We start from the raw sequence: 21,555 nt of genomic DNA, 5'->3' as shown, positions 1-21,555 counted from the left end.
TGTTCCGTTGCGCCGGGGCGTTCCCGCCTCGGCCGGCCAACGCTTCGAATACGGGTGAACGAGAATAGCGCGCCGTTCTCGTCACTCTCTGTCCAGGCGCGAAAGTGGGGCGGATTGTGGATCAGTTTCTTCAGCACGTAGCCAATGCGCTGATACTCGGAGGCACGTATGCGCTGCTGGGTATCGGGCTGACGTTGATTCTCGGCGTCATGAAGGTGGTTAACTTCACCCATGGAGAGCTTTACGCCTTTGGCGGCTTCATGGCTTATTACTTTGTTTCCGGACTTGGCTGGAACTTCTTCGTCGCGCTCGTGGCGGCCGTCATGCTGGGCATCCTGCTGGGCGCCCTGATCGAGCGCCTGGTGTTGCGACGAATGCGGTCGGCCGACATCGACTCGACCATGGTGGCGATGATCGGATGCTGGATCGCCTTGCAGAACCTCTCATTGCTGGTCTGGGGCGGGGTGGCCAAATCGGTCAGTACGCCGTTTCCGACCGAGCCCTTGATGGTCGGCCCCATTGCCTTGTCGTGGCTGCGCATATTCGTGCTGTGCGCCGCGGTCGGCTTGATCATCCTGGCCTATCTGTTGCTTCAGAAGACCTCGCTGGGCAAGGCGATGCGCGCGACGTTCCAGGATAGGGACACCGCCTCGCTGATGGGCATCAACATCAATCTGATCTATACGGCGACCTTCGCACTGGGATCGGGTCTTGCCGCGGCGGCGGGCGCCTTGCTGGGGCCGGTGTTCGTGGTGACCACCACGATGGGCAACCTGGCGGCCCTGAAAGCGTTCTCCATCGTCATCCTGGGCGGCCTGGGCAGTATCCAGGGCGCAATGATCGGAGGTTTCATCCTGGCCTTTGCCGAAGAGCTGGGCTCCGGATATATCTCGTCGGGCTATCGGGACGCAGTCGGATTCGTCCTGATCATCCTTGTCCTGATGTTTAGGCCCACGGGTCTGTTTCGTGTTCGCGGGGAGAGAATCGGATGAAGAGTCTATCCACAGTTGTCATATTGCTGCTTTTGCTCACGCTGCCGTTCTGGCTGCAAGATCCTTACTACCAGCACATCGTCATCACGACGGGCCTGTTCATCATCGGCGCAATGAGCCTGAACCTGCTGCTTGGATACACCGGCCAGCTCAACCTGGGCCATATCGCCTTCTTCGGCATCGGGGCCTATATCAGCGCGCTGACCTCGCTGGGCTTCGACATCCCGGCATTCTTCGGCGACGGCCGCATCGTCGTCGAACCGGGTTCGCCCGTTGTCGGCTTCCTGCTGGCCGTGGTCATTGCCGGGCTGTGCGGGTTCATCGTGGGCAAGCTGTCGTTCAAGATACGAGGCGCCTACTTCGTCATCGTGACGATCAGCTTCGCCGAGGTGACCCGTCTCGTGGCGCTGAACTGGGTCGAGCTCACCCAGGGCCCGCTGGCCCTGAACAACATCCCGCCCATGGGCTACAACCTGCCGTTCATCGGGTCGGGCGAGTTCTGGTCCAAGACGCCCAACTATTACCTCGTGCTGGCGCTCGGCCTGGTATGTTATGTGATCATCCGGCGCATCGTCCGCTCGCGGGTGGGGCGGGCCATGATCGCGTTGCGTGAAAACGAGCCCCTGGCCGTGTCGGCGGGCATCAACGTCACGCGATACCTGAACTTCGCGGCCACGGTGTCGGCCGCCATGGCGGGCGCGGCCGGCAGCCTGTACGCGCATTACATCCGCATCATCGATCCGGACGTGTTCCTGTTCATCTATACCGTCACGATGGTCATCATGGTGATTACCGGAGGCAAGGGCACGCTGATCGGCCCCATCGTCGGCGGAATCATTTTCGGCATCCTGCCCGTGGGCCTGCGTGAAGTCGCGGGGCCCGAGATCCAGTGGATCGTCTACGGCGTTGCGATGGTGCTCATCGTGATGTTCCTGCCGCAGGGCATCGTTCCGGCCCTTCTGCGGGTGTGGGAGCGCAAGTTCGGATCCGGGAACGATCCCCAGAGTGAACGCCGGCAAAGGGACGGCACTGCGCCAAAGCCCGCGCCTCCCAAGGGCAAGACACTGAAAGCAACAGGAGCCGACGCATGAGCGCACATCAAACAAGCCCCCGCACTGCACAGGCCGGCAAGGCGAACCCCGTCTTGCTGAAGGTCAGCAATGTGGCGATGCACTTCGGCGGGCTGGTGGCTATTTCGGACATGTCCTTTACGCTGCGTGAAGGCGAGCTGCTCAGCCTGATCGGCCCCAACGGCGCGGGAAAGACGACAGCCTTCAACGTCGTGACCGGCTTCATACGCCCCACCAAGGGCACGGTCCATTTCAAGGACGTCAATCTGGCCGATCACAGTCCCTACGAGATCGCGTCCATGGGGCTGGTCAGGACATTCCAGCGGACCAGCCTGTTCACGAACGAAACGGTTTTCGACAATGTCCTGACCGGGCTGCACTTGCAGGGCAAGGCTTCGTTTCTCGATACCATCCTGGCCTTGCCCAGCTTCAGGCGCGAGGAAAGGGATCTCAAAGAACAGGTCTGGGATCTGCTCGATTTCGTCGGTCTGAGCCATCGGGCCAAAGAGCAAAGCGGTTCTCTGCCCTACGGCGAGCAGCGCCTGCTGGGGGTGGCCATCGCCCTGGCCGCCAGGGCCCAGCTGCTGTTGCTGGACGAGCCCGCCGCGGGCATGAACGGCGCCGAAACCGCCAGATTCATGGAAATCCTTCAGAAGATCCGGCAGCGGAACATCTCCATCCTGCTCGTCGAGCACGACATGCCTTTGGTGATGGGGGTGTCGGACCGGGTCATCGTGCTGAACTACGGCAAGATCATCGCCGACGGCACGCCGGCCGAGATCCAGAACAATCCCGACGTCATCGAAGCCTATCTGGGACAGGGGGTCAAACAGCATGCTTGAGCTAAGAAACGTAGTGTGCCGCTATGGCAAGGTGAACGCCTTGAACGATGTGTCGCTGACGGTCGAGCAGGGCGAGCTGGTCACCATCATCGGCGCCAACGGCGCCGGCAAGTCCACCACCCTGAAGGCCATTTCCGGTTTGCTCAATCCCGCCGAAGGCAGCATCCGCTTCATGGGCCAGGACATATCCAAAGCGTCCGCGCAGCAGATCATTTCCATGGGGATATCCCATTGCCCGGAGGGCAGGCGGGTGTTTCCGCAGATGACGGTGCACGAGAACCTCGAGCTGGGCGCCTATGTGTGCAAGGACCGCAGCGCGGTCGCGGACGACATCGACAAGATGTACGAGACGTTCCCGCGGCTGAAGGAGCGGCGCGAACAGGCGGCCGGCACGCTTTCCGGGGGCGAGCAGCAAATGCTGGCGATCGCCCGGGCGCTCATGTCCAGGCCCAAGCTGATCATGTTCGACGAGCCTTCGTTGGGGCTGGCGCCGAATATCGTCGAAAAGACCTTCGACATCATTCGCAAGGTCCGGGAAAGCGGCACGACGGTGCTGATGGTCGAGCAGAATGCTTTTGCCGCTTTGGACATGTGCGATCGGGCCTATCTGTACGAATCGGGCCGCATGACGCTGCAGGGCACGGGCCAGGAAATGATCAGCGACCCGCACGTGAGGCATGCTTATCTGGGAGGTTGAGCGACGCAAACCCTGGCCCGGCCGGGTTCAGGGTTTTGCCTTATTTGTTTTTTTAGGTATTATCATACTATCATTAGTACGATAGATAAAAAGTCTGATTCAATTTTCATGTCCCGTTGAGCCGGGCCGGAGGTCACACATGCAAGATTCGCCTTATCTAAATCTGCGTCAACGTCTCTCGAAACGGGACCGCAGCCTGCGGGAGAAGGTCATGACGCTCGAAGAGGCGTCGGCCCTGGTTCATGACGGCAGCCACGTCGGCGTGGGCGGCAGCACCTTGTCGCGCACCCCGATGGCCATGATCTGGCAGCTGATCCGGGACAACAAGAAAGACCTTTCCGTGTATCGCAGCATTGTGTCGAGCGAAGGCGATTGGCTGTTTGCATCGGGCATCTGCAAGCACATCGAGACCAGCTGGTTCAGCCAGGGCATCGTGTGGGGCATTTCCAAGGTCATGCGCCACTACGTCGAGACCAAGAAGGCCAGCTTCCAGGAGTGGAGCCACCTGGGCATGGGCATGAGGTTCCGGGCCGGGGCCATGGGCGTGCCTTTCATGCCCATGCGTTCCATGATCGGATCCGACGTGGTGAGCCTGAGGCCCGAGACGAAGACCATCGATTGCCCCTTCACGAACGAACCCTTGCTGCTGGTCCCGGCCTTGAACCCGGACGTCGCGCTGATACACGTACAGCGCTGCGATGCCTACGGCAACGCTCAGATCGACGGCCTGCCTTTCATGGACATCGAACTGGCGATGGCGGCCGACAGCGTCATTCTTACCACCGAGCGCATCGTCTCCAACGACCAGATCCGCCGCGCGCCCGACCAGACGAAGATCGGCTTCTTCAACGTCGACGCCGTGGTCGAAGTGCCGTTCGGCTGCGCGCCGCACGAGTGCACCAATGTGTACGAACCGTTCCTGTCCCACATGGACTACTACACCGGCTCGGTCAACAAGGATCCCGTCGGCGCCATGAACGAGTACATCGACCAATACATACGCGGGCCCGAATCCTGGAACGAGTACCTGGCGCTGCTGGGGCTCGAAGAGGTGCTGGATGCCGCCAAACGTGGAAGGAGTCTTTTGAATGACTAATACATCAGCCGTCGCAACGCACGACGAAAGCGCGCAAGCCGCGAAGAACTACACCGAAGCCGAGATGCTTACCGTGATGAGCTCGCGCGTGCTCGAGGACGGCAAGGTGGTGTTCGCCGGGGTGGGCATCCCGCTGCTGGCGGCGACGCTGGCGCAGATGCAGCGTTGCCCGGGCCTGACCATTCTGTTCGAGGGCGGGGTGATCGGACCGTTCATCGAGCCGGGCAAGCTGCCGCCGTCGACCAATGAACAGCGCTGCACCAAGCGGGCCAACATGGTGGTCAGCAGCACCGACGTTTTGCTGCTGCTGCAGCGCGGGCACGTCGACATCGGTTTCATGAGCGGGGCGCAGATCGACAAATACGGCAACCTGAACTCTTCCTTCCTGGGAGACGATCCGTCCAATCCGAAGGTGCGCCTGCCCGGCACCGGCGGCGGCAACGACATCTCCAGCCTGACGAACATGATCGTCGCCATGAAGCACGAGCCCCGGCGATTCGTGGAGAAGGTCGACTTCATTACCAGCCCGGGCTTCCTGAGCGGCGGCACGTCGCGCTACGACACCGGCCTGCGCGCCGGCGGCATGTTCCGCGTCATTACCAATCTGGGCATCTTCGGATTCGATGACACCACTCGAGCCATGAAAGTGCTGGCGCTGCATGAAGGCGTCTCGCTCGAAGAAGTGCAGGACAACACGGGCTTCGACCTTCTGTACGACGAAGGCGGCATCGACGTCACGAAGGCGCCCACGGAACAAGAGCTGCAAGCGCTCCGGGAGCTGGATCCGGACCGGCGTTATATCGGCTGAGCAAAAGTACTTGAATTTTTTAGACGGTTTATCGAGGAGACCATAGCATGGCTACACTTCACGGCACGTTCGGCATCGCAGCCCGCAACTTCACGGCGTTTCCCATCATTCCCGAGGCCCAGGAGCTCATCGAGTACGGTGTCCGCATGGAAGAGCTGGGATTCGATTCGCTATGGGTGTGGGATCACATCCTTCTGGGCGTCGATCCCCATTTTCCCATTCTCGACTCGCTGACGCTGCTTACCGCCATCGCGGCGCGCACCAAGAAGATCAAGCTTTCCACCGGCATCCTGGTGCTGCCCCTGCGCAATCCGGTCTCCCTGGCCAAACAGCTGTCGTCCATGGACCAGATCTCGGGCGGGCGCCTGCTTCTGGCCATGGCGGCCGGCTGGTACAAGCGCGAGTTCGACGCGGTGGGCGTGCCCTTCGACCAGCGCGGGCGCATCATGGACGACAACCTTGAAATCATGCGGCGCTTCTTCACCGAGGACCTGGTGTCGGGCGACTGGCCCAACCACAGCATACCGGCGGGGGTGATGTTTCCCAAGCCCGTGCAGCAGCCATTCCCCATTCTCATCGGCGGCTACGCCGACCGTGTGCTCAAGCGCGCGGCCACCAACGGCGACGGCTGGCTGACCTATTTCTACAAGCCCGACGCGTTCGTGGAGTCGTGGAAGAAAGTGTGCGACTACGCCGAAGAATCGGGCCGCGACCCGGCCACGCTGCTCAACGGCAACCAGCTGCCCATCATGGTGGGCGACTCGCGGGCCGCCGTCGAAAGCACCATGATGGAGTGGCTGAATGTGGACTTCGACATCGCCCAGGGCAGCAAGTCGACCATGGACAGCGCCATCATGGGCAACGTCGACGAGTGCGTGGACCAGCTCAAAGAGCATATCGACGCGGGCGTCCAGAAACTGATCTTCGTCCCCTACAAATACCAGATGGACCAGGTGGAGGTCATCGCCAAGGAAATCGTGCCCCGCCTGCGCGCCTACGCCGCGGAAAAGAACAAGGGCTGACCGTTCCTTGGTGCAAGGCCCGGCGGCGCGCGAGCCGGCCGCCAGGCCACCGGCGATTCTCTGCGAACATCCAGGACTACATACATGACCCTAAAAAGTGGTGGAGAGACGGATGCCCTTGAAGAGGCGGTCTTGGGCCCCGCGGCCGGCGACGGCGCGGCGGCAAAGCGCAGCCTGAGCGTACTGGAGCGTTTCGAGCTTTTGTTCGACCCCGGTTCGGAATTCGATCGGCGGCCCCATCTTCAAGAAGAGCCTGACGCCGCATCGTGGCCTTTGCTGTCCGCGATAGGCCGCGTCAACGGCATGACCGTCTGCGCGATTGCGCAAGATGCCCAGGCCCTTCGGCAGGGCCTGGGCGGCGCGCATTGGCGCCAGATGCAGCTGGCCATCGATTTCGCCTGCCGCAGGCATCTGCCCCTGGTGGCCATTTTCGATGGCGCGCCCACCCGGTTGGAAGGCGGCCTGCAGGCCTGGTCCGCCATAGCGCACAGCGCGGGCGGCGCGGCGGCGAGCCCGGCGCCCAAGCTGGCATTGCTTCTTGGCGCCAACACGGGGCCGGGGGCCTTGCTGGCAAGCCTCTTCGACGCCGTCGTCATGGCGCGCGGGGCAACGTCCCTGACCCTGACCGACGCGGCGATCGCCAACCGCATCACGAACACCTGCATGCAGGAAGACGAGCTGGGCGGCTGGAAGGTGCATGCGGATCAGACTGGAATGGCCGACCTGGTGTGCGACAACGAAGTGATGGGCATCCGCTCCATCCGCCGACTGCTGCAATACAGCGCGGAGTCGTCCGGCTGGATGTGGCCGGCGAGCGGCTCTTTGTCCCATTGTCCGGGTCTCGATACCTTGATTCCCGACGAACTGGCCGACAGCTACGATGTGCGCGAGCTGCTGCGCGAAGTCAGCGACACCCGGTCCTTCCTCGAGCTGGGCGGCGGCTTCGGCGGCAGCATGGTGGCGGGCTTCGCGCCGGTCGGGGGCCGTGCCGTCGGCCTCCTTGCATCGCAGAACAAAGAGCTGGCAGGCGCTCTGGACATCCAGGCCTGCCGCAAGGCGCTGAGGCATCTGCGGCTGTGCGGGGCCATGGGTGTTCCCGTCGCCACTTTCGTCGACGTGCCGGGCTTTGTTCCGGGACAAGAGCAGGAGGCCGGGGGATTGGCCCTCGCGGTCGCCGAACTGATCCGCGCCTATGTGCGGGCGCCCGTTCCAAAAATAACGGTGGTCGTCGGCAAAGCGCTGGGCGCCGCCGGCGTGGCATTGGGGTCGCGGGCAACGGCGCCCGACAAGATCGCCGCATGGCGCGGCGCCAGCCTCGGGCTGATGGGCGCTCGCGGGGTGCGGAGCGTGGCGCGGCGCTCGGACGCCGAGGTGGAGCAAAGCCTGCCGGATGTCGGCCACGCCTTGCGCGGCGCCTATGTCGATGCGGTGCTCGACCCTGCGCAGACCAGGCAATGGCTCAGTGAAACGGTGGCCTCGTTGTGCCAGCCCGCGGGCCGGCGAACTTGACATACAGGGGCACCATGTTTTCAAAAATTCTGATTGCAAATCGGGGCGAGATCGCGTGCAGGATCATCAATACCGCGCGCCGCATGGGCATTGCGACGGTGGCCGTCTACTCGGACGCGGATAGGCGCGCCCTGCACGTCCGGATGGCGGACGAGGCGGTGCATATCGGCCCCGCCGCGGCCATCGAGTCGTATCTGGTGGCAGACAAGATCATCGAAGCCTGCCGCCGAACCGGCGCCCAGGCCGTGCATCCGGGCTACGGCTTCTTGTCGGAGCGCTCTTCCTTCGCGCAGGCCCTGGCGGCCGCGGGCATTGTGTTCATCGGGCCCAACGGCAAGGCGATCGACGTCATGGGCGACAAGATCGCATCCAAGAAATTCGCCAATATGGCGAAGGTGTCGACCATACCCGGCTATCTTGGCGTCATCGAGAACGCCGAGCAGGCCACCGAGGTGGCGCGCGACATAGGCCTGCCCGTCATGATCAAGGCGTCGGCGGGCGGCGGCGGCAAGGGCATGCGCATCGCCCGCTCGATCGGCGAAGTCGCCGAGGGCTTTGCGCGCGCGCGTTCCGAAGCGGCGGCTTCGTTCGGCGACGACCGGGTGTTCATCGAGAAATTCATCGAGAATCCGCGCCACATCGAAATACAGGTGCTGGGCGACAAGCACGGCCATGTCATCTACCTGGCCGAGCGCGAATGTTCCATCCAGCGCCGCAACCAGAAGGTGCTGGAAGAGGCGCCTTCGTCCCTGCTCGACGAAGACACGCGGCGCCGGATGGGCGAGCAGGCGGTGGCGCTGGCCCGTGCGGTGGATTACGACTCGGCCGGCACCGTCGAGTTCGTATGCGGGCAGGACAAGTCTTTCTATTTTCTCGAGATGAACACCCGCTTGCAGGTCGAGCATCCGGTGACGGAGCTGATCACGGGCGTGGACCTGGTCGAGCAGATGATACGCGTGGCGGCGGGAGAGCCGCTGGCGCTCAGGCAGGAAGACGTGCGGATCAAGGGCTGGGCGGTCGAAAGCCGGGTGTATGCCGAGGATCCGGCCAACAACTTCATGCCCGCCGCGGGCCGCCTGCGCACCTACCGTCCGCCGGCCGAAGAGAGCCGGCCCGACGGCATCACGGTAAGGAACGACACGGGCGTCTACGAGGGCGGCGAGATCGCCTTGCACTACGACCCCATGATCGCCAAGCTGATCACCCATGCGCCCACACGCGAGCAGGCCATCGAGGCGCAATGCGAGGCGCTGGACGCCTTCGCCATCGAGGGCATCGCGCACAACCTGTCCTTTCTTTCCGCGCTGATGCATCACCCCCGCTGGCGCAGCGGCAAGCTGTCCACGGGCTTCATCGCCGAAGAGTACCCGGGCGGATACATTGCGGCCGAGCCCGCGGGCGACCGTGCGCGCCGCATGGCCATGGTCGCGGGGGTCATGGACGCATGCCTGCATCCCGTGCCGCAGAGTGAAGGCACGTATCGCGAGGCCGTCGTCAGGCTGGGGGCGCAGGACTATCCCTTGTCGATCAGAGGGCGTGCCGGCCTTTGGCGGGTCCGTATCCCCGGCGATGCCGCCGAGCACATCGTCCAGTCGGACTGGCGCACCGATCAGCCGGTCTGGCGGGGCCTGGTGGACGGCGAGACCGCCGTGGTCGGCGTGGACATCGGACAAGAGCCTTTCGTGCTTTCCCACGCCGGCACGCTCGCGCGGGCCATGGTGCTCGGCCCCAAAGAAAGCGAGCTGCTGGCCTTGATGCCCGAAGTCCAGGCCGAACTGGATAAAAAGAGTCTCGTCTGCCCGATGCCCGCCATGGTGGTGTCGCTGGCCGTCAAGGTCGGCGACCAGGTCGCGGCGGGCAGCCCGCTGTGCGTTCTGGAGGCCATGAAGATGGAAGTCAGCCTGGAAGCAGAAGAAGACGCAGTCATCACCCGTATCGAAGTCAAGCCGGGCGACAAGCTCGCCGGCGGCGACATCATCATGGACTTTGCCTGAGGGCCATTATGCAAATTGGAGTTCCTGTTGAAACCTTTCCCGGGGAGTCGCGGGTCGCCGCCACCCCCGAGACAGTCAAGAAATATGTCAAGGCCGGCCACCAGGTGGTGGTCCAGAAGGGCGCCGGCCTGGCGGCCAGCTGCACTGACGAGGCCTACGCCGAGGCGGGCGCAACACTGGGAACGGCCCAAGAGGCCTTTGCCTCGGAACTGATCCTCAAGGTCAGGGCACCGTCCGAGGCCGAGATGTCCTCGATCTCTCCCGGCCAGGTCGTGCTGGGCATGCTGGACCCGCACGACGGCGAGCGGCTCCAGAGCCTGGCCCGGTCGGGCGCCGTCGGCTTCGCCCTCGAAGCGGCGCCCCGCATCACCAGGGCGCAAAGCCTGGACGTGCTGTCGTCGCAGGCCAACCTGGCCGGCTACAAGGCCGTGCTGCTGGCGGCGCAATACTACGGCCGCATATTCCCCATGATGATGACCGCGGCCGGCACGCTCAAGGCGGCCCAGGTGGTGGTGCTGGGGGCGGGGGTGGCCGGCTTGCAGGCCATTGCGACGGCGCGGCGGCTGGGCGCGGTCGTGTGGGCCTCCGACGTGCGCCCCTCGGCCAAGGAGCAGGTGGAATCCCTGGGAGGAAAATTCATCGACGTTCCTTTCGAGAGCGACGAAGAGCGCGAAATCGCGGAAGGCGTGGGCGGCTATGCGCGGCCCATGCCCCAAAGCTGGATGGACCGCCAGGCGGCGCTCACGGCGCAACGCTGCGCGCAGGCCGACATCGTCATCACGACGGCGCTCATACCGGGCCGCCCCGCGCCCGCCTTGATCAGCGAGGAAACCGTCCGTTCCATGAAGCCCGGTTCGGTCATCGTCGATCTGGCCGTCGAGCGCGGCGGCAACTGCCCCTTGTCGGTGGCGGGCGAGGTGGTCCAGAAGCATGGCGTGACGCTGGTGGGCCTGACCAACCTGCCGTCCATGATCGCCGCGGACGCCTCCGCGCTCTATGCGCGCAATCTGCAGGACTTCCTCAAGCTCATCATCGACGGCGAGGGCAAGCTGGCGATCCAGAAAGAAGATGAAATCGTAAAGGCGTGTCTCGTTTGCGAAGGCGGCCAAATTCTGTGGGGAAAATAATGGATGCGATCAATCCAACCATCATGAACCTGATCATATTCGTGTTGGCCGTATACGTCGGCTATCACGTGGTCTGGAACGTCACGCCCGCATTGCACACGCCCCTGATGGCGGTGACCAATGCGATTTCCGCCATCGTCATCGTCGGCGCCATGCTGGCCAGCGCGCTGACGGTCGACCCCCTGGCCAAGGGCATGGGGGTGTTTGCCGTGGCGCTGGCCGCCGTCAATGTGTTCGGGGGCTTTCTGGTCACCCGGCGCATGCTCGAAATGTTCAAGAAGAAAGAGAAGAAGACCCAGGGAGGCAAGCCATGATTTCGCTTGACGTGGTGGTTCTGTTGTACTTGATTGCCTCAGTATGCTTTATCCAGTCGCTCAAGGGCCTGTCCCATCCGACGACCTCGATCCTGGGCAATACCTTCGGCATGGCGGGCATGGGCATCGCCATCGCCACCACCGCAGCCCTGATCTGGTCCCAGGCGGGCGAGACGGCGGCAAGCGGGCTGGGCTGGGTGCTGCTGGGCCTGCTCATAGGCGGTTCGATCGGCGCGCTGATGGCCAAGCGCGTCGAGATGACGAAAATGCCCGAGCTGGTTGCGTTCATGCACAGCATGATCGGCCTGGCCGCGGTGGCCATCGCCATCGCGATCGTCGCCGAGCCGACCGCCTTCGGCATCGTGGACGGGCAGGGCGCCATCCCCGTCGGCAACCGGGTCGAGCTGTTCCTGGGCTCGGCGATCGGCGCCATCACCTTCTCCGGTTCGGTGATCGCTTTTGGAAAGCTGTCCGGGCGCTACAAGTTCCGCCTGTTCCAGGGCGCGCCCATTCTGTTTCCCGGCCAGCATTACCTGAACCTGCTGCTGGCGCTGGTGATGATCGGCTTGGGCGCATGGTTCGCCGTGACGCAGGCCTGGGCGCCGTTCGCCCTGCTTACTGCGCTGGCCTTCATCCTGGGCGTGCTCATCATCATCCCCATCGGCGGCGCCGACATGCCCGTGGTGGTGTCCATGCTGAACAGCTACTCGGGCTGGGCGGCGGCGGGAATCGGTTTTTCGCTGGGCAATCCCATGTTGATCGTGGCCGGATCCCTGGTGGGCTCGTCGGGGGCGATTCTCTCGTACATCATGTGCAAGGCGATGAACCGCTCGTTCTTCAACGTCATTCTGGGAGGCTTCGGCAATACCGCTTCCAGCGCCGACTCGGGCGCCGGCGCCCAGCAGCGCAACGTCAAGTCGGGCAGCCCCGACGATGCGGCCTTTCTGCTGGGCAACGCCGAGTCGGTCATCATCGTGCCCGGCTACGGTCTGGCCGTGGCCCGCGCCCAGCATGCCCTGAAGGAGCTCACCGAGAAACTGGCGGAGCAGGGCGTGGACGTGAAGTACGCCATCCACCCTGTCGCCGGCCGCATGCCCGGGCATATGAACGTCTTGCTGGCCGAGGCCGAAGTCTCCTACGAGCAGGTGTTCGAAATGGACGAGATCAACGGCGAGTTCAGCCAGGCCGACGTGGTGCTGGTGCTCGGCGCGAACGATGTCGTGAACCCCGCCGCCAAGAACGATCCGGCCTCGCCGATCGCCGGCATGCCCATCCTCGAGGCCTACAAGGCGCGCGCCGTCATCGTGAACAAGCGCTCCATGGCGTCCGGCTACGCGGGCCTGGACAACGAATTGTTCTACATGGACAAGACGATGATGGTTTTCGGCGACGCCAAGAAAGTCATCGAAGACATGCTGAAAGCGGCCTGATCCGCCGAAGCGCGGCGGGCGAGTCCCGTCCGGGCCCGGCCCCGGTCTTCACCCATGCTTTAAAATACCTCGGTTTCTAAAAGTCCAGGCAGGAGAGGTGGTTTTGAGCACGAAGATCAAGGTAGGCATTGCGGGGTACGGCAATCTGGGGCGCGGCGTGGAGTCGGCGCTGGCGCAGACTTCCGACATGGAACTGGTGGGCGTGTTCACGCGCCGCGAACCCTCGCAATTGAAGCTGCTGGGCGGCGCGCCGGTGCATCACATCGACGACATCGGCCGCCACCAGGGCCGGATCGACGTGCTGATTCTTTGCGGCGGCTCCAAGAACGACCTGCCCGAGCAGGGGCCGGCGCTGGCCGCCCTGTTCAATACGGTCGACAGCTTCGACACCCATGCCAAAGTGCCCGAGTACTTCGAGGCGGTGAACCAATCGGCCGAGCCCGCAGGCAACACGGCCATTATTTCCGTGGGCTGGGATCCGGGCCTGTTCTCCCTGAACCGCCTGTTCGGCGAGGCCGTGCTGCCCGCCGGGGCGACTTATACCTTCTGGGGCAAAGGGCTCAGCCAGGGGCACTCCGACGCCGTGCGCCGCGTGCCGGGCGTGAAAGGCGGCGTGCAATACACGCTGCCCGTGCCCGAGGCGGTAGAGCGCGTGCGCAGCGGCGAACTGCCCGAACTGAGCACACGCGAAAAGCACAAGCGCGAATGTTATGTGGTGCTGGAGGAGGGCGCCGAGGCGGCCTCGGTGGAGCAGGCCATCGTGACCATGCCCGATTACTTCGCCGACTACGACACCACGGTGAATTTCATCGACGAGGAAACCCTGCGGCGCGACCACGCAGCCATGCCGCATGGCGGCTTCGTGATTCGCAGCGGCACTACCGGGACCGGCAATACGCAGGTGGTGGAGTATTCGCTGAAGCTGCAAAGCAATCCTGAATTCACCGCCAGCGTGCTGGTGGCTTATGCACGCGCCGCCCATCGCCTGAATCAGATGGGCCAGGCCGGCGCCAAGTCGGTATTCGACGTGCCCCCGGGCCTGCTGTCGCCCAAGAGCGCGGCGCAGCTTCGAAAAGAGCTGTTATAGGCCGGGGGGCCGGACCCAACCGGAGGGTGTATGGATGGTGCGCGCATTTTCTTGATCCGGCCGGCGTCGTCGGTCCAGGAGCTCAAAGAGGTGCCCGAGGCGATGCCTTCGGACGGTTTCTTGTGGCTGGCGCTGGAGCGGGATTCGCTGCCCCGGCATCTGGATGCGCTGCAGCAGCATCTGCACCGGCTGACGGGGCTGATGCTGCTCGACCTGCATGTATCCGACTTGCTGAACGTGAATCTGCCTTCGCATTTCGACTATACGTCCAACTACGACATGCTGGTGTTTCGGCGCCTGGGCGATGACGAGGCGAAGGCGCCCGGCGCCGCGGAGGCCCCGCGGGGCACCGGCCAGGACGATCGGCATAGAACAGGCCTGGCGGCCGCGCGCAGGCTGCGCACCGCGCCGGTGGGCTTCGTGGTGTTCGACAAGGTGCTGCTCAGCATCCATCCTGCGCGGTGCAGCGTGCTTCACGCTTACATTGCGCGCCTGAACATGTTGAAGTCGCACGAGCCCGAGCGCCGGGCGGCGGGCATGCCGGTGAGCACGGCCCGTTTGCCGGATTCCCCGGCCGAATTGATGCTGCGCGTCGTCAGCCTGATCGTCGACGGCTATCTCGATTTGCGCAAGGCCCTGACGCGCCAACTGGACCGTTGGCAGCAGGGGCTCATGCGCACGAACGCGCGTTTCGACGATTGGAACGGGCTGCTGCAGTCGCGCCAGGCCCTGCATCATCTATACGATATCTGCGAAGACCAGCGAGGCGCCATGACCCGCTGGATGGACGTGCTCGAAGACTGGCCCCAGCCCGCCGACGGCGAGGCCCAGCATCAGCATGATCAATTGCTGGTGCGCAGCCGCGACGTCATCGAGCATATCGAACGCGTGTCGCACCATGTCCGCCTGCTGGAGCAAAGCGCCGAGACGGCCATACAGATCCACTTCAATATCCAGAACAATCGCACGAACGATGTCATGCGAACCCTTACCGCCATCACGGCCGTTTTCTTGCCGCTGAACCTGATCGCGGGCGTGTTCGGGATGAATTTCGAATTCATTCCCTGGCTGCATACCAGGAACGGGTTCTGGTGGTCGCTGGCGGTGATGGCGCTTATCGCCGTCGGACTGCTGGGCTACTTTGTGCGCAAGCGCTACCTGTCGTCCAACGACGTGTAAGACAGCGCTGCGCTCCATGCCGCACGACGCCGGGCCTGTATCTACTCGATAGGCTCGTACGGCAGGCCGACATAGTTTTCGGCGATGTTGGTCAGTCCGGCTTCCGAACTGGTGTAGTACTCCAGCTCGGCCAGCTGGATGCGCTTGCCGAAGCCGTCGTCCGAGAACTTGTGCAGCATGGAAGTCATCCACCACGAGAAGCGCTCGGCCTTCCAGATGCGGCGCAGGGCGATCTCGGAGTACTTGTCCAGCAGGTCGACGCGGTCTTCTTTGTAGACCTTGACCAGGATGCGGTACAGGGTGGACACATCGCTGGCGGCCAGGTTCAGGCCCTTGGCGCCGGTAGGCGGCACGATGTGGGCGGCGTCGCCCACCAGGAAGAGCTTGCCGTACTTCATGGGTTCGGTCACGAAGCTGCGCAGGGGCGCAATGCTTTTCTCGATCGAGGGGCCGGTCACCAGGCGGTCGGCGGCTTCTTTGGGAATGCGCGTCTTGAGCTCTTCCCAGAAGCGTTCGTCGGACCATTCGTCGATGTGGTCGTCCAGCGATACCTGCACGTAGTAGCGGCTCAGCACGTCGGAGCGCTGGCTGCACAGGGCAAAGCCGCGCTCGTGATTGGCGTAGATGAGTTCATGGTCGACGGGCGGGGTTTCGGACAGGATGCCCAGCCAGCCGAAGGGGTAGACGCGCTCGAAGGTCTGGATCTCGTCCTTGGGGACCGACTGGCGCGACACGCCATGAAAGCCGTCGCAGCCGGCGATATAGTCGCATTCGAGCTCGATGGTTTCGCCGTCTTTCACGAAGGTGACGCGGGGCTTGTCGGTGTAGAAGTCGTGCAACTGCACGTCTTCGGCCTCGTAGATGCTGACGCCGCCTTCGCGCTTGCGGGCGTCCATCAGGTCCTGGGTGACCTCGGTCTGGCCATAGACCATGACCGTCTGGCCCTTGGCGTATTTCTTGAAGTCGATGCGGTGCATCTTGCCGTTGAAGGCCAGGGACACGCCCTCGTGGACGTGGCCTTCGCGGTCCATGCGCTCGCTGGCCTTGGCCTCGCGCAGCAGGTCGACCATGCCCTGTTCGAGCACGCCGGCGCGGATGCGGCCCAGCACGTACTCGGGCGAGCGGCGCTCGAGAATGACGGTGTCGATGCCTTGATGGTGCAGCAGCTGGCCCAGCAGCAGGCCCGAAGGGCCGGCGCCGATGATGGCGACTTGGGTTTTCATAGCGTCTCCTGGTGACGGCGGGGCGGGCCCGCGGGCTTATCACAGTGAAGTTCGTAAACGACTGTAAGTCGTCGATCACTTGCAATCATGGCCCGAAACGCCTCGGGAAGGAATGCATTTCTGCCTATAATAATTGTACTTTTCGAAAATCCGAGCGGCTTATGGCTACCACGGCGTCCGTACCGGTTTACCAGCTTTATGGAGAGCGCGAGCAATGGCCCACGCCCGACATGGTGCATTGCGAGCTGATTGCCGACCGAAGCAAATTGCACGATTGGCAGATCAAGCTGCACCAGCATCATGGCTTGATGCAATTGCTTTACCTCAAGGGCGGCGATGCGCGCGTGGGCCTGGACGGCCGCTATCAGGACATGCAGGCAGGCCAGCTGGTGGTGGTGCCCCAGATGTGCGTGCACGGCTTTCGCTTTGCGCCCAATGCCGTGGGCCACGTGGTGACGCTCGGCTATCCTCTGGCCAACCGCCTGGCCCAGGGCATAGACGATGCGGGGGTGCTGCCGCCCACGCCGCATATCTGTACCGTGCGGCCCGAAGAAAGTGCGCGGATCGACGTGGCCTTCGATATTTTGCAGGATGAGTATCTGGCCAGCAGGCCGCATCGCAATGCGCTGATCGAGGCCATGCTGACCACGCTGCTGGTCTGGGCGGGCCGCCGGATGAATCGGTCGCCCGCCGAGCCGTCACAGGCGGCGGATCGCGGGCGCCGCCATTTCGGCACCTTCAACACATTGATCGAAGAGCACTATGCCGAGCAGTGGCCGGTGGAGCGCTATGCCCGGGCCATCGGCATCACGCCGGCCCATCTCAACAATCTGTGCCGCCAGATCGTGGGCCATTCGGCGCTGGAGCTCATCCACCAGCGCGTCGTGCTGGCGGCCAAGCGCAACCTGGTCTATACCTCGATGACGGTCAGCGTGGTGTCGCACACGCTGGGGTTCTCGGATCCGGCGTATTTCACCCGCTTCTTCAAGCGCGAGGTGGGCGTTTCGCCCAAGGAATTCCGGCGCCAGGCGGCCACTCTGCTCGAATAGCCCCGCGATTCCTTGGTTTTATCGCCTGCGCCGCGACCATGCTGCCGCGCAGGCCCTGAAAGCCTCTTATTCCTTGCCCGGGTCGCGATAATTCTTCAGCGAGTCGTCGAATTCCACATTCACCAGCTTGCCGTCCCGGCGCTCGACCTTGCGGATGTAAATGGTCTGGTTGATGTCGCGCGTTTCGGCGTCGATGGCGACGGGTCCCCGCGGACTGACGAAGGAGACGCCGCGCACCGCCTGCATGAACTTCTCGGTGGAAGCATCGCCGCCGGTCTTCTTCAGGGTTTCGTGTATGACGCGCATGCCGTCGTAGCCGCCCACCGACATGAAGTTCGGCCGATCGTTGGGATAAGCCTTGTAATAAGCCTGGGTGTAGGCCTTGTTCTCGGGCGAATCGTGCACTTCGGAGTAATGGTGAGCCGTCACCAGGCCCAGGGCGGCGTCGCCCATGGCGTCTATGCTGTCTTCGTCGGTGAGGTCGCCGGTGGCGATGACGCGGATGCCTTCGTCGGCCAGGCCGCGCTGCTGGAATCCCTTCAGGAAGGCGATGGGCAGTTCGCCCGCCGGCAGGAACAGGAAGACCACATCGGGCTTGACGTCCTTGATGCGCTGCAGAAAGGGCGCGAAATCGGGGTTTTGCAGCGGCACGCGCACTTCGCCCACGATTTCGCCGCCCGCCGCGGCATAGCTTTTCTGAAAGTAGCCTTCGGCGTCATAGCCGGGGCCGAAGTCGGCCACCAGGGTGAAGGCCTTCTTCATGCCGTTCTGCACCGCCCACGGTCCCAGCGGCACGGTGTACTGCGCCACGGTGGCCGAGGTGCGCACGATGTTGGGCGAGCGCGTGGTCAGGCTCGAGGTGCCGGCGTTCATGACGATCATGGGCTTGTCGCCGCTGGTGGCCACGGCGGCGGCCGAGACCGCGCCCGGCGTCATGGCGAAACCGGCCAGAATGTCCACCTTGTCGCGCACGATCAGTTCCTGCGCCAGGCGGCGGCTGATCTCGGGCGCGGCGCCGGTGTCGTCCTTCAGCACAATCTCGACCTTGCGGCCTTCGAAGCTGTCGCCGTGCTCCTGCAGGTAAAGCCGCACGCCATGCTCGATCTGCTTGCCGTAGCCCGAGAACACGCCCGACATGGGCAGCACGAGGCCGATGCGCAGGGGTTCGGCGGCCATCGCGGTATTGCCGGCCATGGCGCCCAGGGTCAGGGCCGCCAGTAGATGACGCAGTTTCATGGGTAGTCTACTTTGTGGTTGTTCAAGCTTCTATTGATCTAGGGCCTTTTAGTGTTAACAGGCCCTAGAACCTGTGATCATCAGACCCATTGCCGATTCGGGCCGGCGGATATTGCGGTCTTTGTCTACGCCAGGCCCAGTGTCCGGGTCAGGGCGGCGGCAAAGCCTTCGTCAAGGCGATTGCCGCGCCACGCGATGTGCTGGTCGGGGCGGACCAGCGCATAGTCGGCGCCGTACAGATCGCGGGCTTGCACGCTGCCCAGGGGCAGGTCGCGCAGCGGCATGGGGCCGACGGAGGGCGCGGCGCCGGCCGCGGCGGCGCCCAGGCGCAGCAGGGTGAAGCCTCGGCCGAAGCGGTCGAAGAGCGAAGAGCCGTCTTCCAGCCAGACGTGCGGCGCGCGATGGCCGGGCCGGCCGCAGGGCAGATACAGGTTGGCGGTGTCCGGCGGCGGGCCGCCCGCTTCGGCCGCCACGATAGGCGAATCTTCGTAGCGCGTGCCCAGGTGCACGCCGGGGATGGAGAACTCCTTGTAGGCATGGAAGTTCAGATAGCCGCCCAGGGCTTGCCGTGCCGCTTCGCCCGAAGGCGTCTCGTCCTCGATGTCGGCTGGAATACGTACATGGCCGATGCTGTCGGCGAACTGGCGCGCAAAGCCGGTGTTGCGAAAGGCGGCGGGGCGGCGCTCGGCTTCGTAGCTGTCGAGCAGGCCGGTGCCGGCATGGCCCTTGATGGCGGCCTCGAGCTTCCAGGCCAGGTTGGCGGCGTCTTCGATGCCGGTGTTGTAGCCCAGGCCGCCGGTGGGGGTGAAGAGATGAGCCGCGTCGCCGGCCAGAAAGATACGGCCGGCTCGCATCTTTTCCGCCACCAGGGCAAAGCCCGCCGTCCAGGCCGAATTGCTGATCAGCTCGAAGGGCAGGTCGGCGCCCACGGCCGTGGCGATGCGCCGGCCGACGTCGTCGTCGTCGGGTTCCTCGCCTTCCTGCAGCTGAATGTTGATGATGAAGCGGCCGCGGCCGTCGACCGATACGATCAGCGAGCGCTGCACCGGGTTCAGCGTCCAGTACTGCCAGGCGCGGTCCCCCTTCATGCGCTCGTACAAGGCCGGCGCGCTGAAGTAGGCCGCGGCCATCCGCCCGCCCATGAAGCCGCGCTTCTCGCCGGCCGTGCCGGCGTAGTGCAGGCCCATCAGCGAACGTATGGTGCTGCGCGGCCCGTCGCAGCCGACCAGGTAGCGGGCTCGGCAGCGCTGGGTCGCGCCGTCCGCCAGCGCGATCTCCGCTTCTACGCCTTCATCGTCTTGGCTCAGGCTCTGCACGGTGGACAGGTACTGCACCCGGTTGCGGGCGTGGCTCTCCGCTGCGCGGCGCAGCACGGGCTCGATATAAAGCTGGGAGCAGCGGTGCGGCAGCTCGGGCGTGGGCCAGAGAAGTTCCAGCTCGCGCAGGCGGTTCACGGCGAAGGACGACGAGGGCTGGCGCAGGCGGGCCAGTTCGTGCGTGCCGAGGCGGGTGAAGTAGGCCACGTCGGTGGGGTGGTCGGCCGGCAGCCCCAGCGCGCGTATCTCGGCCGAGATGCCCAGGCGGCGGTAATGCTCCATGGTGCGCGCGCTGTTGGCATTGGCCGCCGGATGCGTGCTGGTGCCGGGCTTGTCGTCGAATACGCGTACCGAGAGGCCGCGCATGCCCAGTTCGGCCGCCAGGAACAGGCCTACCGGCCCGCCTCCGGCGACGATGACGTCGCAATCGAAATTCATGCTCGCTCCACGTTATGCATTCCGTCGGCGCCGCGGCCATGCGCCGGCTTCCGTTCTTTGGCATCTAGTGTGGGCGCAGGAGGTTTATGTGTCTATATAATGGAAGACATTCTATGTATGCACAGGATTCATGGTTGGAGAATCGGACGGCAAGTTTTGCTGTTGCAAACCGGGGGGAGAGAAAAAAATGTCCGAGCCGATGCACGATCTGAACTTCTTGTATTTGGTCGACGCCCTGTACAGGGAGGGCAGCGTCTCGGGCGCCGCCCGACGGCTGGAGCTGACCCAGCCCGCTGTCAGCCACGCCCTGAATCGGCTGCGCGCCCGCTTCGGCGACCAGCTCTTCGTGCGTTCGGGAGCGGGCATGGCGCCCACCCCCTTGGGAGAGCGGGTCGCCCGGGGCGCCGCCCGCGCTCTGTCCCTGATTCAGTCTGATGTTCTCGCCGAGCCCCTGTTCGACCCGCGGCAGTCCGAACGGCGATTCACCGTCGGCATGACCGACATGGGCGGCACGGTCATCCTGCCCAAGGTGATGCAGATGCTCGAACGGCAGGCGCCGGGCATCACCGTGCAGCCCAAGGTCGCGTCGTCGTCCGAGATAGGGTCGATGCTGGAGCGCGGCGCCGTGGACGTGGCCTGGGGCTACTTCGGCCGGCTCGGCCCCGGCCTGTACCAGCAAAGCCTGTTTCGCCGCGCACTGATCGGCATCCGGCGCAAAGGGCGCCGCCGGGCGGCGATGACGCTGGATACCTTTGTGAACACGCCGCATGTGCTGGCCAACGCCACGGCGGTTACGAACGAGCTGCTTCAGCAACGCTTGAAAGAGCGCGGGCATACCTTGAGGATAGCCCTGGAGTGCCCCTACATTCTTGCCGTGCCGGCCATCGTGGCGGGCACGGGCTATATCGCCACCGTGCCCGATGAACTGGCCGACCTGTTTCAGCGCCTGGCCGAAATCGAGACCTTCCCGCTGCCGCTTCCGGTGCCCGACATCTCCGTCAAGCAGCACTGGCATGCACGCTTCAACGACGACCCGAGCCACCGGTGGTTCCGGGCCAAGGTGTTCGAATGCGTATCCGGCCACGGAAGCGCCGGCGACGCGGACTCAAAGTAAAGCGAAGAACCC

The 21,555-nt window shown here is 64.1% G+C and carries 19 protein-coding genes; 16 read left to right on the top strand and 3 right to left on the bottom strand.

The window, feature by feature from the left end; translation table 11 throughout:
• Window positions 1-116: 116 nt before the first annotated feature.
• The 14 genes from CSC67_RS20455 (at window position 117) to CSC67_RS20390 (ending at window position 15,167) form a co-directional block, all read left to right on the top strand.
• On the top strand, window positions 117-992 hold the full coding sequence (locus tag CSC67_RS20455; RefSeq protein ID WP_118996319.1) for a branched-chain amino acid ABC transporter permease: 876 nt from the start codon (window positions 117-119) through the stop codon (window positions 990-992).
• Window positions 989-2,083: a branched-chain amino acid ABC transporter permease gene (locus tag CSC67_RS20450; protein WP_118996318.1), complete on the top strand. Its 1,095-nt coding sequence runs from the start codon at window positions 989-991 to the stop codon at window positions 2,081-2,083. The genes CSC67_RS20455 and CSC67_RS20450 overlap by 4 nt, the downstream gene beginning before the upstream one ends.
• Window positions 2,080-2,904, top strand: a complete 825-nt coding sequence (locus CSC67_RS20445) for an ABC transporter ATP-binding protein (RefSeq protein WP_118996317.1) — start codon at window positions 2,080-2,082, stop codon at window positions 2,902-2,904. The genes CSC67_RS20450 and CSC67_RS20445 overlap by 4 nt, the downstream gene beginning before the upstream one ends.
• On the top strand, window positions 2,897-3,601 hold the full coding sequence (locus CSC67_RS20440; protein ID WP_118996316.1) for an ABC transporter ATP-binding protein: 705 nt from the start codon (window positions 2,897-2,899) through the stop codon (window positions 3,599-3,601). The genes CSC67_RS20445 and CSC67_RS20440 overlap by 8 nt, the downstream gene beginning before the upstream one ends.
• Before the next feature lie 139 nt (window positions 3,602-3,740).
• On the top strand, window positions 3,741-4,697 hold the full coding sequence (locus CSC67_RS20435; protein ID WP_118996315.1) for a CoA transferase subunit A: 957 nt from the start codon (window positions 3,741-3,743) through the stop codon (window positions 4,695-4,697).
• Entirely contained in the window at window positions 4,690-5,505 is an 816-nt protein-coding gene (locus tag CSC67_RS20430; RefSeq protein ID WP_118996314.1) for a CoA-transferase subunit beta, read from the top strand. Before CSC67_RS20435 ends, CSC67_RS20430 begins: the two co-directional genes overlap by 8 nt.
• Before the next feature lie 47 nt (window positions 5,506-5,552).
• Window positions 5,553-6,527, top strand: coding sequence for an LLM class flavin-dependent oxidoreductase (locus tag CSC67_RS20425; protein ID WP_118996313.1), 975 nt, complete (start codon window positions 5,553-5,555; stop codon window positions 6,525-6,527).
• A gap of 84 nt (window positions 6,528-6,611) precedes the next feature.
• Complete coding sequence (locus tag CSC67_RS20420) at window positions 6,612-8,036, top strand: carboxyl transferase domain-containing protein (RefSeq protein ID WP_118996312.1); 1,425 nt, start codon at window positions 6,612-6,614, stop codon at window positions 8,034-8,036.
• Between the two features lie 14 nt (window positions 8,037-8,050).
• Entirely contained in the window at window positions 8,051-10,030 is a 1,980-nt protein-coding gene (locus CSC67_RS20415; RefSeq protein WP_118996311.1) for an acetyl-CoA carboxylase biotin carboxylase subunit, read from the top strand.
• An 8-nt stretch (window positions 10,031-10,038) separates the two neighbouring features.
• On the top strand, window positions 10,039-11,157 hold the full coding sequence (locus CSC67_RS20410; RefSeq protein ID WP_118996310.1) for a Re/Si-specific NAD(P)(+) transhydrogenase subunit alpha: 1,119 nt from the start codon (window positions 10,039-10,041) through the stop codon (window positions 11,155-11,157).
• Window positions 11,157-11,471, top strand: a complete 315-nt coding sequence (locus CSC67_RS20405) for an NAD(P) transhydrogenase subunit alpha part 2 (RefSeq protein ID WP_118996309.1) — start codon at window positions 11,157-11,159, stop codon at window positions 11,469-11,471. Before CSC67_RS20410 ends, CSC67_RS20405 begins: the two co-directional genes overlap by 1 nt.
• Window positions 11,468-12,901 (top strand): NAD(P)(+) transhydrogenase (Re/Si-specific) subunit beta, encoded by a 1,434-nt coding sequence (locus tag CSC67_RS20400; RefSeq protein ID WP_118996308.1) that lies wholly within the window; start codon window positions 11,468-11,470, stop codon window positions 12,899-12,901. Before CSC67_RS20405 ends, CSC67_RS20400 begins: the two co-directional genes overlap by 4 nt.
• A 103-nt stretch (window positions 12,902-13,004) precedes the next feature.
• The gene (locus tag CSC67_RS20395) at window positions 13,005-13,988 is read left to right on the top strand and encodes a diaminopimelate dehydrogenase (protein ID WP_118996307.1); all 984 of its coding nucleotides are present in this window, start codon (window positions 13,005-13,007) and stop codon (window positions 13,986-13,988) included.
• Window positions 13,989-14,018: 30 nt separating this feature from the next.
• Entirely contained in the window at window positions 14,019-15,167 is a 1,149-nt protein-coding gene (locus CSC67_RS20390; protein ID WP_118996306.1) for a magnesium transporter CorA family protein, read from the top strand.
• A gap of 41 nt (window positions 15,168-15,208) precedes the next feature.
• Here the strand turns inward: CSC67_RS20390 and pobA are convergent, their stop codons facing one another.
• Window positions 15,209-16,390 (bottom strand): 4-hydroxybenzoate 3-monooxygenase, encoded by a 1,182-nt coding sequence (pobA, locus tag CSC67_RS20385; RefSeq protein ID WP_118996305.1) that lies wholly within the window; start codon window positions 16,388-16,390, stop codon window positions 15,209-15,211.
• 161 nt (window positions 16,391-16,551) lie between these two features.
• On the opposite strand from pobA, the gene CSC67_RS20380 reads away from it, so the two are divergent.
• Complete coding sequence (locus CSC67_RS20380; protein ID WP_118996304.1) at window positions 16,552-17,439, top strand: helix-turn-helix domain-containing protein; 888 nt, start codon at window positions 16,552-16,554, stop codon at window positions 17,437-17,439.
• 66 nt (window positions 17,440-17,505) lie between these two features.
• Here CSC67_RS20380 and CSC67_RS20375 read toward each other — a convergent pair whose 3' ends face one another.
• Together CSC67_RS20375 and CSC67_RS20370 are read right to left on the bottom strand one after the other, a co-directional pair.
• Window positions 17,506-18,675 (bottom strand): ABC transporter substrate-binding protein, encoded by a 1,170-nt coding sequence (locus CSC67_RS20375; protein ID WP_118996303.1) that lies wholly within the window; start codon window positions 18,673-18,675, stop codon window positions 17,506-17,508.
• 125 nt (window positions 18,676-18,800) lie between these two features.
• Window positions 18,801-20,429 carry an FAD-dependent monooxygenase gene (locus tag CSC67_RS20370; protein WP_118996302.1) on the bottom strand — a complete coding sequence of 543 codons (1,629 nt, stop codon included), beginning with the start codon at window positions 20,427-20,429 and terminating at the stop codon, window positions 18,801-18,803.
• Between the two features lie 187 nt (window positions 20,430-20,616).
• Between CSC67_RS20370 and CSC67_RS20365 the strand changes: the two genes are divergently transcribed.
• The gene (locus CSC67_RS20365; RefSeq protein WP_118996301.1) at window positions 20,617-21,543 is read left to right on the top strand and encodes a LysR family transcriptional regulator; all 927 of its coding nucleotides are present in this window, start codon (window positions 20,617-20,619) and stop codon (window positions 21,541-21,543) included.
• The last annotated feature ends 12 nt before the right edge of the window (window positions 21,544-21,555 follow it).

It is taken from the genome of Pusillimonas caeni (assembly GCF_003545815.1).
In the GTDB taxonomy this organism is placed as follows: domain Bacteria; phylum Pseudomonadota; class Gammaproteobacteria; order Burkholderiales; family Burkholderiaceae_B; genus Pusillimonas; species Pusillimonas caeni.
Note: the sequence above shows the minus strand (reverse complement) of the source record. Positions and strands in the feature narration are given on the sequence as shown.

What these genes read in the sequence shown, in the direction of transcription:
- CSC67_RS20450 (WP_118996318.1), top strand. Translation starts at nt 989, where the DNA reads ATGAAGAGTCTATCCACAGTTGTCATATTGCTGCTTTTGCTCACGCTG.
- CSC67_RS20445 (WP_118996317.1), top strand. Translation starts at nt 2,080, where the DNA reads ATGAGCGCACATCAAACAAGCCCCCGCACTGCACAGGCCGGCAAGGCG.
- CSC67_RS20440 (WP_118996316.1), top strand. Translation starts at nt 2,897, where the DNA reads ATGCTTGAGCTAAGAAACGTAGTGTGCCGCTATGGCAAGGTGAACGCC.
- CSC67_RS20435 (WP_118996315.1), top strand. Translation starts at nt 3,741, where the DNA reads ATGCAAGATTCGCCTTATCTAAATCTGCGTCAACGTCTCTCGAAACGG.
- CSC67_RS20430 (WP_118996314.1), top strand. Translation starts at nt 4,690, where the DNA reads ATGACTAATACATCAGCCGTCGCAACGCACGACGAAAGCGCGCAAGCC.
- CSC67_RS20425 (WP_118996313.1), top strand. Translation starts at nt 5,553, where the DNA reads ATGGCTACACTTCACGGCACGTTCGGCATCGCAGCCCGCAACTTCACG.
- CSC67_RS20420 (WP_118996312.1), top strand. Translation starts at nt 6,612, where the DNA reads ATGACCCTAAAAAGTGGTGGAGAGACGGATGCCCTTGAAGAGGCGGTC.
- CSC67_RS20415 (WP_118996311.1), top strand. Translation starts at nt 8,051, where the DNA reads ATGTTTTCAAAAATTCTGATTGCAAATCGGGGCGAGATCGCGTGCAGG.
- CSC67_RS20410 (WP_118996310.1), top strand. Translation starts at nt 10,039, where the DNA reads ATGCAAATTGGAGTTCCTGTTGAAACCTTTCCCGGGGAGTCGCGGGTC.
- CSC67_RS20405 (WP_118996309.1), top strand. Translation starts at nt 11,157, where the DNA reads ATGGATGCGATCAATCCAACCATCATGAACCTGATCATATTCGTGTTG.
- CSC67_RS20400 (WP_118996308.1), top strand. Translation starts at nt 11,468, where the DNA reads ATGATTTCGCTTGACGTGGTGGTTCTGTTGTACTTGATTGCCTCAGTA.
- CSC67_RS20390 (WP_118996306.1), top strand. Translation starts at nt 14,019, where the DNA reads ATGGATGGTGCGCGCATTTTCTTGATCCGGCCGGCGTCGTCGGTCCAG.
- pobA (WP_118996305.1), bottom strand. Translation starts at nt 16,390, where the DNA reads ATGAAAACCCAAGTCGCCATCATCGGCGCCGGCCCTTCGGGCCTGCTG.
- CSC67_RS20380 (WP_118996304.1), top strand. Translation starts at nt 16,552, where the DNA reads ATGGCTACCACGGCGTCCGTACCGGTTTACCAGCTTTATGGAGAGCGC.
- CSC67_RS20375 (WP_118996303.1), bottom strand. Translation starts at nt 18,675, where the DNA reads ATGAAACTGCGTCATCTACTGGCGGCCCTGACCCTGGGCGCCATGGCC.
- CSC67_RS20370 (WP_118996302.1), bottom strand. Translation starts at nt 20,429, where the DNA reads ATGAATTTCGATTGCGACGTCATCGTCGCCGGAGGCGGGCCGGTAGGC.
- CSC67_RS20365 (WP_118996301.1), top strand. Translation starts at nt 20,617, where the DNA reads ATGTCCGAGCCGATGCACGATCTGAACTTCTTGTATTTGGTCGACGCC.